At 32.5% G+C, this 12,673-nt stretch carries 6 protein-coding genes; 3 read left to right on the top strand and 3 right to left on the bottom strand.

Features of this window, described 5'->3' with window-relative positions; translation table 11 throughout:
• Positions 1-432 precede the first annotated feature (432 nt).
• On the bottom strand, positions 433-4,836 hold the full coding sequence (locus IR022_RS14375; RefSeq protein ID WP_194204238.1) for a hypothetical protein: 4,404 nt from the start codon (positions 4,834-4,836) through the stop codon (positions 433-435).
• A gap of 80 nt (positions 4,837-4,916) precedes the next feature.
• The gene (locus IR022_RS14370) at positions 4,917-5,564 is read right to left on the bottom strand and encodes a hypothetical protein (RefSeq protein ID WP_194204237.1); all 648 of its coding nucleotides are present in this window, start codon (positions 5,562-5,564) and stop codon (positions 4,917-4,919) included.
• Between the two features lie 1,434 nt (positions 5,565-6,998).
• On the opposite strand from IR022_RS14370, the gene IR022_RS14365 reads away from it, so the two are divergent.
• On the top strand, positions 6,999-7,976 hold the full coding sequence (locus tag IR022_RS14365; RefSeq protein ID WP_194204236.1) for a helix-turn-helix domain-containing protein: 978 nt from the start codon (positions 6,999-7,001) through the stop codon (positions 7,974-7,976).
• A 521-nt stretch (positions 7,977-8,497) separates the two neighbouring features.
• Here IR022_RS14365 and IR022_RS14360 read toward each other — a convergent pair.
• Positions 8,498-8,872 (bottom strand): polymer-forming cytoskeletal protein, encoded by a 375-nt coding sequence (locus IR022_RS14360; protein WP_194204235.1) that lies wholly within the window; start codon positions 8,870-8,872, stop codon positions 8,498-8,500.
• A 2,142-nt stretch (positions 8,873-11,014) separates the two neighbouring features.
• On the opposite strand from IR022_RS14360, the gene IR022_RS14355 reads away from it, so the two are divergent.
• Entirely contained in the window at positions 11,015-11,815 is an 801-nt protein-coding gene (locus tag IR022_RS14355; RefSeq protein ID WP_194204234.1) for a hypothetical protein, read from the top strand.
• Positions 11,816-11,829: 14 nt separating this feature from the next.
• Positions 11,830-12,672: a hypothetical protein gene (locus IR022_RS14350; protein WP_194204233.1), complete on the top strand. Its 843-nt coding sequence runs from the start codon at positions 11,830-11,832 to the stop codon at positions 12,670-12,672.
• Position 12,673 lies beyond the last annotated feature (1 nt).

Raw genomic sequence — 12,673 nt, 5'->3', positions numbered from 1 at the left:
GTGCCGACTATCGTGGAATAGAGACTACATTGAAAATTTATACGGGTGATGGAATTGAGAAAACTCATAAAAATGAAAGAGAATTGCACTGATCCGGATACGATGACCTATATCTTTAACGGAGATAGTCCCAAGATTGATCATTTTTTCTTAGAGTATACAAGCGCTGAGCCTGATAAGCTCTCTTTAATAGATAGCAACTGCTGGATAATCGAGTCAGAATAAATTATTCATTGACTTTAAAAAAAATAATTGTATTCTCTCTTAATAGACGAGACGTATTGAAATATTACATAAATTGAATATACCCGATAACAATATCAGGTTATTATTAGAGAGGGAGTATTAAAAATATTCCTTCTCCATCAAAATATGGAGAAGGAATACAACATTCAATTACAAAATATAAAACTACATAATATAATCCCTACTCTATCTCCGAATTTTAGAGGTTACATTCTTATTACTTATAATATATGATTTACTGCTGCTATTAGTACAGTAAGGAAGTTCGTCATCTTCAAAGGCATTTAGGAATGCATTTTCCAAACAACTACTTCCACTCATATCGGTATCCAAACTATAACCGAGACCCATTATTTCATAGATATTTTGACCGTCAACAGTGTCGATGATAGTTAAATCCCCCAAAGCTGGAGCTTTAATTATATAAGAAAGAGTAGTCTGACTATTAGATGCTAATGTGAAATTTTCAATAAAACTCATACCCGGACAAGCCTCGGTACCTCCTGCACCATCATCGTATACCTCAATTGATATATCTACGCCAGAACCTGGGGTAGCACCATTTATTTTTAAAGAACCGGGAACCAAATGAAAATTTTCATTATAATAGACTTCCAGAAACATATTACTTATCGATATCGGATTCGGATTGTCGATAGTTAAAGTCACTAATATCTCATTATTCTCCTTATAACAAGCCGAAGGTCTCAAAGCCATACTTGTATTCACATATTTAAAATCTCGAGGCGCATTCAATACTTCTGTTGCCGTACGCTTATCAGTCCCACTAATATAATAAGCATCTGTACTTTCAAGGGTTTCTTCGATTCCATTATCTCTTCTTTTATAAGTGATCTCAGCCTGATTATAATAAGTCATTCCAACTGGTGCATCATCTTCAAATGCAGCTTGAGCCCTCAATGGAACCCGAGAGCCATTACCTGGAAGTATGCCTCTTATTTCAAGAGTTCTACCATTAATTATTATATTTTCCTCACCTGCCGGAACTGCTGTTCTATCAAGCAAACTATCATCAAATGATAATGAATTTGGCACCCAAAACATTCCATCAGGCAAAACATCTTTAAATGCAACCCGGCTAGTATCACAATTTCCATTTGAGTTCATTATTATGAAAGAATAATCAATAAGATCACATACATTAGCAATATCGTTACCTCTTTTTTGAAAAGCATAACCAGCTTCATTAGGTAAAGGTAAAGGCTGAGGACACGAAAATGACATCGGGTACAAATCTAACCATCGAGCACCACTTCTTATATTCGAAAACTCTATAACAATCTGCTCAACAGATACACCAAACTCAAAAAAGACTTTGCCTCTAAGATTATTACGACCAGCTGATTGCATACCATTACCTGTCACTTTAGCATAAGTTTTATCTATGGTAAAGGTATGTACCACATTAACACCTGACCCTGCCGCCGGATACACATAAGTAGGATACACTTGTACTCCACTACAATATCCATATACTTGAACTGTTTCATATTGATCAATATCTCCAATTGCAAATGAAACATCAGCTGGCTGATCCAAGTCATAGATAATCCGAGATATTGCATTTGCAGCACCACTAGATCTTAGATTTACAGGACGAGTTGATCCATTTGCCGGAGGTATTATTTGCATACGTGTAACTCCAGATGTTATCGCCATCGTCAAATTCATAGTAAGATTCCCATTTTTAGTATGAGCCGAATAAATTTTAGGAGCAGCCGGTGAACTAACAATTATACTACGCCCCATATTGCTCCTATCAAAAGCTAAATAATCTTCACCCCTGAAATCACAGGTCTCACATTGAGCTCCAACAAACTTAAATGCAAACGAAAAATACTTATATTCTTGACCATCATCCTCAAATGTATATTTAAATTCATGCTCTCCATCTATAAAAGAACTTGGAATAGCCTGGTTCCATGATTTATTTACAATATCACTTGCATTATCAGCAATCAGAAGATATGCCTGATAACCACTGTTTATATATTGATTAAGATCTGATTCAACATCCCTTCCCAAACGAATAACAACATCCAAATTACCATCTAAATTGCTCTTCTGAACCAACCAAGTTTTAGCTAAAATATCCGTAAACTCAAAACATTCATCTGAAGTTATAGTAACTAGTGTAGGATCATTATTATTCCCCCAAAAAAGACCACTATAGGGGTTTGACAATAAACTCTCAGCCCCTTGCCCACATTCAGAATGCCCAGAAATCATCATAGTTACGACTGCACCACTAGCTGAAGATCGAGCCTTATTTATAAACATATTTGAACCTTTATCATGAACCAAGCCAGCAACATTATTATGAAAATATTTATTGGGTTCCGAATTACCTTTCCAAACAACAGTACCATCCGATAAGATGTAATCATAGTTTAAATTGATATTATTTTTATCTTCATCTAAAGTTATAGCATATTTCATTCCTAAATAAGTCCGGATTTTATTCTGTTCGACTTGTGATAAAGACCTCTCATAGAAAAAAACCTCCGAAATCAGCCCCTGAAAACTCCCACTAGTTATACTAGCCCCTCCCAGAGTTCCTCCCGAGGCCATACGAAATCCTGTTCCAAAAGCACCTGTGGCGACTCTTGTATCTTGCCAACCCCCAAAATCATGAATAGCATATCCCGATCCGTTAACAGAGCCTGCACTATGCGTATTTATCATTTGTAAGGCTGTTGTATTTCTTCGAAATCCAGGCAATGTTCCATCAACATCGGTCTCACCTACCCCATCATTTCTCAAACGTCCGACCTGATCGCCCGGAGCAAATCCCATTGCTGGATAACGACTCGTAGATGCTCTTGGATTATTAGACCCAAACCCGTGAGTATATAACCTTACGTCTGAAGCATAAGCAGTTGCATAATAAGATACAAATGAAGTAAAATCAGAAGGAGTATCTGAAGACATAGGTCCTATAGTTCTAGCCAGATAAGAGGTTACATCAAATTGTATAGCCGGATGAAAATTCATCCTATTATCACAAGTTAAATACTGAGGGTATGTTTTTCCAGAATAATTAACATCAGCATAAGTATAATCATTAGCTAAATAAGTTTGATCTTTCCATTCTAAAACATTACTTCCGCTAAGTCCTATGCTTGACGAATCATCTGCTCGAAGCCAAAGTTTCAGACCATCACTCACCCCTCCAGGACCAATATCAACTAATACAAAACCTATATAATCACCCTCCCCCAATTCTACACCATGGGCAATCCCGTCATGATCAACTCGATATAAACGCGTATCAGCAGGTAAGAAATTAGAATCTTGCGAGACAACAACATATCCCGAAGCAAAAGATAAAAGTAAATTTACTGTAGCAGAGGTAGTCCCTCTCACCTGTGCCCTCAACATAGTATTTTTCAACGATTTAGATACATCAGTTAGTGACTCTCCATTAGAATAAGTAGTACCCATTGGATATAGATAATCTGTTACTCCATCTTGTAAATCAGTTCCTAACATTACAAACTCTCCATCGGTAATATTTGACTGGTTATCAACATTTAAATCCAAGATATTCGAGCCATAAAAAACAGACACCAATTTACTTGTTTGACTACGAGATTGCTTCTGATAGATACTTGAGGCATCATCCCTACCAACTCCGAATACATCCCCATCATAATTTCCGTATCGACCTTTTTCCCAAATTATACTATTATCTTTTAATATAAAATCGCCACTTATGGTTAGACCATATTTTACCGCCAGATAAGTATTAATTTTCTGTAATTCCGTCGCATCAATATTTGTGCCCAAAGGTGCGGAAAGAATAATCAATTCCTCTATATTACCGTCAAATTCATTTGTTGCACTTTCTGTTGAAACTGAACCTATAATAGAAGTTAGAGGATTTGTAGGAAGAGATAAAGTACCCGAATTAAAGGGCGTTGAATTGACAACTCCATTCAGATAAGAAGAAGGTATTAGGCTGGCTGTATTAGGGATTATAGTCGTATTAATCCCATATTGCAACCCATTTCCCTGGTGTGTCCGCCTATCAGAAGTAGCTGTTCCACCGAATGTAAAACTTGGATTCCCTCCGTACCAACCTACTAGATTATTACGAGTTGTCTGCCCTCTAGTTCCACCAGATATAAAACTAAAAACTGTATTTACGGACGTTGATGTTGAACCAACCTCAGAAACATAAAATACATAAAATGATTTGGAGGTTAGCGGCAATAGGTTAGTATTAATAAGCTTTGCTTGTCTTGTCGAAAAAGATAATGCGGGTTGATAATTCATCAAATCTCCAGATCTTTTAAAAGTAGGAACAGCTTGAGAGCTGCTTGTTGTTGAGATTGTATTCTGAATATAGTCTCGACCTCCAGGTATAACCGAACTCCATTTTACAACATTGTGCCCTTGAAGAGGAAGAGGATTTCCATCTCCGGTTAGTTTATCCGCCGAAAGCCAAACCTCAATAGTATAGCTCGTTCCTCCTGGTGCCTGAGCTCGTATCTTTATACCCGAAAACAAGAAGAAAATTAAAACAGAAAATAGGCTTATTATATTATAGGAGTTTAAAATTTTCATTATATTATTTTCTTTTAAATTTCAATATACATAAGTTTAGTACTAAACTTATGCTCAAAAAAATAATCCTGATATCCATATCACTTCAAAACAAAAATTATATTAATAAATGTTGCATCTGTTGCAGAAGCAGTTACATCATAAGTCATTATACCGGTATCGTCAATTGTTATATTACTAAACACACTATTATCATAATCTGTTATATAATAATATAAATCAGTAGCAACTGGAACATAGGGCAATTGCCCCGGTGCACTCGTACTCTTTGCAAAATGACCTGATGTACCAGTAAATTGTGCATAATACAAATTATACAAATCTTTAATCTGACCAGTGGCATCAACACTTGTATCAAAGGGAACCGATGGCATATAAAAAAATCGAGAAGCAGGGTTAGAGTTTAATGGCTGCCATATAACTCCATCAAAATAATAATACCCAATCATTGTCACTTTCTGAGTTTTAGCAGTCGTAGAACCAAGTATATTTGTCACATACACTATTGATCCTGTTTGATCCGACATATACATAGCATCCTTCAACACTAATTGACCTAGCGTTAACCTGGGAGCTATCATACCTTCTGCTGTACTCGCATCTAGCCTCGTTGATACCACATCTAAAGTAACCTTAGGATCTTCTGTATTTATCCCAACTTGAGCATCAAGTAGGCTTATGCTCAAAAAAACAAATAATAACAGAATGCAAATCCGATTTATAACCATAACCGTTGTTTTTAGTTAAAAATTTATTAAAATTTAGTTAGCGAGATAACTTTAAAAATTATCTTGCATCAAAGATATATATAAGGCATATCGACGAAGTGGCTATATTTGTTTATTTATAGACTAAACACAACAGAAAAAGACAACAGGTCATAGACTTGAAAGGTTAACAAGAATAAAAAAATAGACTATAAAAAAAAAATCAACTAAATAAGTCAATAAAATCTAAGCTCTAAACTTATTTAAATTTTATAGAGGCATTTTATTATAAATAAACTATCATACAGTCTCTATCAACTTCTATTTAGATAAAAGTTATATAATATATATGACTAAAAAGCATCTCATTTGTTATAAATCCATTTTTCAGAAGTTTATTGCAAATTGTAGTCGATATAAATACCAAGATCCCATTGGGTATTTTGCATACCACCCCTAAAGAGATACAAATACAGCAGACACAAGCAAAATGAGCGACAGCATTCTATTTATGTCTTTTTTAATCAATCAACACAGCAAACAGCCTATTTTTAAGATAAATTTATTTCTATTTCGTCATAAACAGAAATTACAAACACAAATTTCATGTTTACTTTTATATTATAAGAAGAGAATTTATCTTCGATTGACTCAATCATAATAATACTTTAAAGTATATTTTATTGAAACTTACAATTTCACATTCAAGTTTGTTTAAAGTAAATTATGTAACGTTTAGTAGTAGGATGTAGTGATTACCTTCCACTACTTTTTAATACACCATCTCCTAAATTATAAGCTAAAATAAGTATCTATCTTAAAAAGTTCTTTCCTTAGAAGAATCTTCTTTCTAGGATTTATTTATAGCTACCTCTAATCTAACCATCCAAGTTTAATGATGAATTGCATCATTAGCCAGCTATCAAACTAATATTACCCTTTATTTTAGCTTAATTCTCCAAAAACAGAAAATCAACCCATAACCTTCAACATATCTATATGCGTACGAGATAATTGTCATAATTATTTTATGAAGAAACATTAAGAAAGAGCTTATAAATATTCTTTTATTTTCTATCCATATGGTTATTAAATACACACCCTAACTTACAACATCCAAATCTTCAATTTTCTCAATAAAAGATGTACATAGATTTTATTCGATTATAAATATATCACAGGAATAAACAATAAACAAATGATATTGTTATAATAAAAATCAAATTTACTAATATCAAGTAATTATTTAATATTTCAAGCCTTTAGTTACATTTTTAATAAAAAAAGAATAACATTAGAGAACCCAATATTAAAAGAAATAATCATATCAACTATTAAGATAATGCAGCCAAAATAAATCTTTTACTTTCATAGTAGATCTATAACTTTCTATATAAATTCATGATTATACGATAATACATATATTTAAGATTTTATTTAATACTTAGTAACTATATGAAAAAAACTTTGAATGAAATAGTAGTTAATCACATACGTAAGAATATACCCAGAGAGAAAAATATAGTTCCTTTTTTAATGGAACTACTTGATTTAGCTAAAGAATCTACTTATCGAAGAGTCAGAAATGAAATTCCCTTTACATTTGAGGAGATATCCAAGATTGCACTACACCTTAATATTTCTCTTGATGAGATTATAGGACAAAGTAGTGGCAAACGTGTATTTTTTAATTTACATGAACTAAATCAGTCGATTCCGATACTCCAGATTAAGGACGTTATTACAGAAGCTATTGAGATATTATCTAAAGTCCATAGAGCTACTAATTCGAAAGTTATATTGGCTGGAAATCATTTCCCCACGCTTTTCTTAGTATCGTTTCCTAATATTTCTAAATTCCGTTATTACAAATGGATACACCAGACAGAGGATGTCCCTCTAAATTTTTACTATTCAGATTTTAGTATACCACAAGAGATACTCAACTTACAAAAGAAATTAAAGTATAATTTTCAGAGAGTTAACAAACTAGAAATCATTATAGACAAAAATACCATATCATCAACTATGCTAGATGTTAGTTATTTTTACAACAGAAATTTGATTAGTGAATCTGAACTTCGGATAATACAAGCGGAATTATATGAATGCATAGATTTATTAGAAGAGATGACACAGAAAGGAGTGAATCAAATTGGCTCAGAAGTACAGATATACCTTTCTTCATTGAATATTGAATCTAACTCTTCTTATTTTGAATATGATGGACAAACATATACCCAACTTTGGTCATATTTTTCAGACCCGATAAGCATTTCTAATTCACAAGCTTCTTTTGTCCAAAAAAGATGGCTTGATTCTCTAAAAAAATACTCAACACTAATCACCCAAAGCAGTGAAATACAACGTGCTAAATTTCTAAATTTACAACGAGAACTTATTTCAAATATGGACAAAGACATTATTTTATAATAAGAAAATACATAGATAACTTTTCCAATCTATCATAATTCTAAAAGTAGATATATAAACTCTATTGATTTATTCTATTTCATAATATCTACGATGATATTAGATAATTCTTGAAAAGCAATTGTAGCGACCTAACATATAATCTAAGATCTATACTAATTAAATATAAAATAGAATATAGAAAAATAAACTAAAAAGACTCCAACCATTAAAATCTAACTTTCCTCAAATCTCAATTAGATTCTCAGTAATAAAAACTCCTTTTTAAATCCCCCTGCTTCTACATGTAAGTATTTTTCATTATATATTAAAATATTTACTGAATAGAAATAAGCAAAAGCAAGTTCATTTTTTTCAATTAAGAATCAATAAGTGATAAAAGGTGAATTGAAACAGACTTACAAAGTTCAATTCTCTTATATCTTTGTATTAGTATAGCTCAAGATTACAGAAGTTATATTTCTCTAGGTAGACCCTTTTATTTAGCTTCTTAAACATTCCTTAAAATATATGATATCATATTAGATCGGATTAACATTACAATGCCCTATTAAACTAGACCCTTTTTCAACTTCGAGGTCAGCTGTCTTTAAAGAGCCTTCAATACGACTGTCACAGCGTACTATTAACTCCTTTATAGCCAATACATCTCCCAGAATTAATCCTGAACAATCTACACTTTGCCCTATAACCTTTCCAGCAATAATCCCAGTTGATCCGATAATGAGTCTACCTTGACAGTTTACATCTCCTTCAACCTGAGCATCAGTACGTAGATCACCCATACAAGATAAAGAACCTTCTATTTTTGTCTTTATAGTCAGTAATGAAATATCATTATACTGATACTCCGTCTCTTGCTTACTCTCCTTCTTAAAAAAATTTATTCGTTTCATTTGACTAATAGATTAAATCATATTTTTATTCATACACCAAGGCTCATTACAGACCTTTAAATACCGACCATTAATAATTAAATTGAGATACATGGATCTGACCAATTTAGGAGAAGAACTATATATTTTAAAGAATATACAACACAAAAAAACAGTATATAGTAATATATATTCACGGTTTAATCTAAACATATCGAATAAATCAACTTATCATTTCTATATAACTATAACCATTAATATTCCGAAGCTATAATACCATAGTGATTGCTAGTACCCTGCGAGAATAAAAAGAATTTTACTTCGTAAATCTTTCCTGTAATGAGATCTGTCAATTTTATCTTATTTTGTTCACCAGTATTCGTACTAACACCTCCAATATCATATTTGTCAAAAAAACAATATCATTAGTTGGTATTGTTATCGAGGTCATGTCATAACTTGAAGTTGTATTTGCAATAGTAGACCTTTCATCCCAGACTCGATTTATGAGAGTTGTAAAACTGGTTGTGACCTTTCTCGAACAGTCACAACCATGTGTGTATTTGTACAAATATCCACATAACACGCTAAATATAAAACTATTGCAATATCATAAAGTATTATATCTTCTTTACAAAAACTCCTGAAATAGCAGCATATGATTGCAATAAAACTCCATCAAAATAATAATAATATCCTACTCTACTAGTGCTTGAAGTTCAAATTACAATACTCACACTCATCTTCTGACAAAAGAAATAAATATAATTTACTTGAAAGTTGTTTTTTTTGCCACAAAAAAAATAAAAAACATCAACAATGTTTTTTATCCCATAGCATCATAATATAATACGATGAAATAAAAATTGCTTAAATAACCTAATATAAATTTTAATCACTATACATGTTTGTATTTAACAGGAAAATAAGATTCTGTATAAATGCAAAAAAGGATAACCAATTTGATCGTCCCTTCGTAGAATGTTTCTTTATACATATATTACTTCTTATTATAATCGAATTTCAGTCTCTGAATTATTGGAATACAAAAAGCCTGTCAACTGAATTATGACTATCCTTAAACTGGATATTTCTTGCATAATCTTCGAAAATCGGATTTTGACAAACCTTCATTAAAAGTGACACCCATAAAACTAATGTAGTTATATACAAATATTTACAGACAGACTCTTTTTTCGGTAAAATACCCCACCCTACTGGAAATCCTTCACATACAACTATTCCTACCCTGTTTGAATTCGCACCCAGGATAACCGATGAACATATTTAAAAATGTGTTTTCTATATAGAACAACTTCTATACATATTATATTAACAGGTATATGCAGCTTTACAATGGAACTGGAACTATTTACTAATTTACTATTTATAAAGAATAGGATAGAACCCGTCCGTAATCAGAAAACTCAGTGTTAGCCCTGTAGACCTCCACTCTCTAACTGTAGAACAGAAACTTGTAGTATCCTCAGATTCCCAGATACAAAAAGATACGAATCTCGCACTTATATTAGACTGAACATGAAGGGCTAAAAATTAAACAATTATCTAGATTTATATTTACAAGGCTAACTGTAATAATTATTAATGGTTGACAACTATAACCAAACATTTACATTTTAGTCTAAATTATTGTTTATTCTAGATAAACAATATTAGTTAATCATCCCTCAACAAAAGGCAATATTAATCAATTACAAAATAAAAAGTATCACAATTTGTTCCCTACAAAAAAAACAGAAGGAAACAAACATAACTCACTATAAATAAATATAGAAATAGAAAAAAAGAATTATTACTAATGTAAAATATTAGAATAATATACTAATTTTACAATATAAAAAGACATCTTATTAATGCGTTTAAGGTTTAAAGTTATAGTAAGTATCTTAATATCAAAAAAGATTAACTACTATCGAATAGCCACCATCTTTAAATTACTAAGAAATAATATTTCCTTTTAAATTAACTCTTCGTAAACCATACGTATTGTCAGATTGTTATAAAAATCACTATTAATATCATATTATTTTTTTATACACAATAAAAATGATACACTTTCCATAGAACTCGTATAAAGAGCATTAATAAATACTAAGAATTAACACTTTTACTTATAAGCAAGTAACTTTACTCAAATCTATAATGAAGAAACTTACCTTTATCGTTTTTATCTTATCCCATCTCATGATATTCGGACAAGTAGGAATCAATACCGAACACCCTAAAGGAATATTCCACGTGGATGGAATGAAAGATAATGTGGAAAATCCTAGTCTCACTCAACAAAATGATGATGTAATCGTTGATAATAACGGGAATATGGGAATAGGTACTACCACTCCAACAACTAAATTAGACATAAACGCCGGAATTATAGCTATACGCGACGCAAGTCAAAGACAGGGTAATGTATTAATGTCTGATGCCAATGGGATAGGTACATGGGCACGCGTAGGAGATAATGGCAAAACATCTTTCTGGAGGCTAGAAGGGACAGCAACCTTTAGCGATACAAATAAACATACACTCATAGGAACCGGAGGAACCGGCAGCGGATCTTTTCTGGACGAAAGTGAGATTAGTGGACTGCGTAAGCCCACTGGAACTGATACAACTGATCCAAATATCTTAAATAGTAACATCATTGTCCCTGCTGGGCTATATTTTATTATTATTGATCTTGAACAACTTAATAAAACGGAATACGGTAGGATTGAACTTTTAACAGGGCTTAACACGGCCAATGCCGATTCTCAAAGAATCTACCAGATATATTACAAAGAAAAACTTACTGGCGCAGCCTTTATGTACAACTTTACGGCTTCGACAACAGCACTACACGTAGCTGTAGCATATCAAACTGTTCCGGGATACACCCGATATCAACTTCCGGGTACGAGTAGTTTTATTTTTAAAATAAGATTCATTAAACTCAATAACTAATTTTGACTCACACCATGAATAAAGTATATTGGACTCTTTTACTCTTCATATTTTCGGTCTCAATTGTAGCTCAAATTGGCATTTTAACAGAAAATCCACTACAAGTTTTGCATATTGATGGTATGGGAGATAATACAAATCCGGTCACAGACATCCAACAAGCAAATGATGTTGTCGTTACGAGTGAAGGCAATGTAGGTATAGCGACTATAAATCCGGACAGGAAGTTAACGGTTAATGGTAAAATACAAATAAAAGATGGGTCTCAAGCCAACGGTAAAATACTTATGAGTGATGCTAATGGGCTGGCAAGTTGGAATGGCAACGTATCTGTAAAAGGAAAGTATGGTTCATGGAGGCTTTCGAACCGAGATTTTCTCGAAAGTAACGGAACGATTACATCTCATGATGCCGGTACCAGTGGAGCCGTCAATTTTACATTTCAGAATACTGGACAAGTACAACTGACTGCTCCATTTCAAAATACAACATACCCATACACCGGATCGTTTATCCTCCCGGGGGATGCTATAGGACTCACAGCAATCTCAAATGGTGTACATATACCTCAAGGAAATTATTTTGTCGTATTAAATGGGGATATTGTAGGTAAATCTGAACTTTGTACATTATATATATATGTTGGAAATACCTTGTATTGGCATGTATCTTACGCTGAATTCCTCAGTGGAGTAATCTTCCTTTTACTTGTAAATACTCCTACCGGTGTTAATCTTTCTCTCAACTGGGAAAATCGCCCTACAAATGTTTACTATTGGCCAAATACGACAGCTAATACAGCACAATATCGCTATACTTTAGATTTTAATTTGTTAGGTAACCTTCTTTTTAATTAAA

The organism is Dysgonomonas sp. GY617 (genome assembly GCF_015233815.1).
Classification (GTDB): domain Bacteria; phylum Bacteroidota; class Bacteroidia; order Bacteroidales; family Dysgonomonadaceae; genus Dysgonomonas_A.
This window is presented reverse-complemented; position numbering and strand designations above follow the sequence as displayed.

Excerpts from the sequence above, each read along its gene's own strand:
- IR022_RS14355 (WP_194204234.1), top strand. The coding sequence starts at position 11,015 with ATGAAGAAACTTACCTTTATCGTTTTTATCTTATCCCATCTCATGATA.
- IR022_RS14365 (WP_194204236.1), top strand. The coding sequence starts at position 6,999 with ATGAAAAAAACTTTGAATGAAATAGTAGTTAATCACATACGTAAGAAT.
- IR022_RS14370 (WP_194204237.1), bottom strand. The coding sequence starts at position 5,564 with ATGGTTATAAATCGGATTTGCATTCTGTTATTATTTGTTTTTTTGAGC.
- IR022_RS14375 (WP_194204238.1), bottom strand. The coding sequence starts at position 4,836 with ATGAAAATTTTAAACTCCTATAATATAATAAGCCTATTTTCTGTTTTA.
- IR022_RS14360 (WP_194204235.1), bottom strand. The coding sequence starts at position 8,872 with ATGAAACGAATAAATTTTTTTAAGAAGGAGAGTAAGCAAGAGACGGAG.
- IR022_RS14350 (WP_194204233.1), top strand. The coding sequence starts at position 11,830 with ATGAATAAAGTATATTGGACTCTTTTACTCTTCATATTTTCGGTCTCA.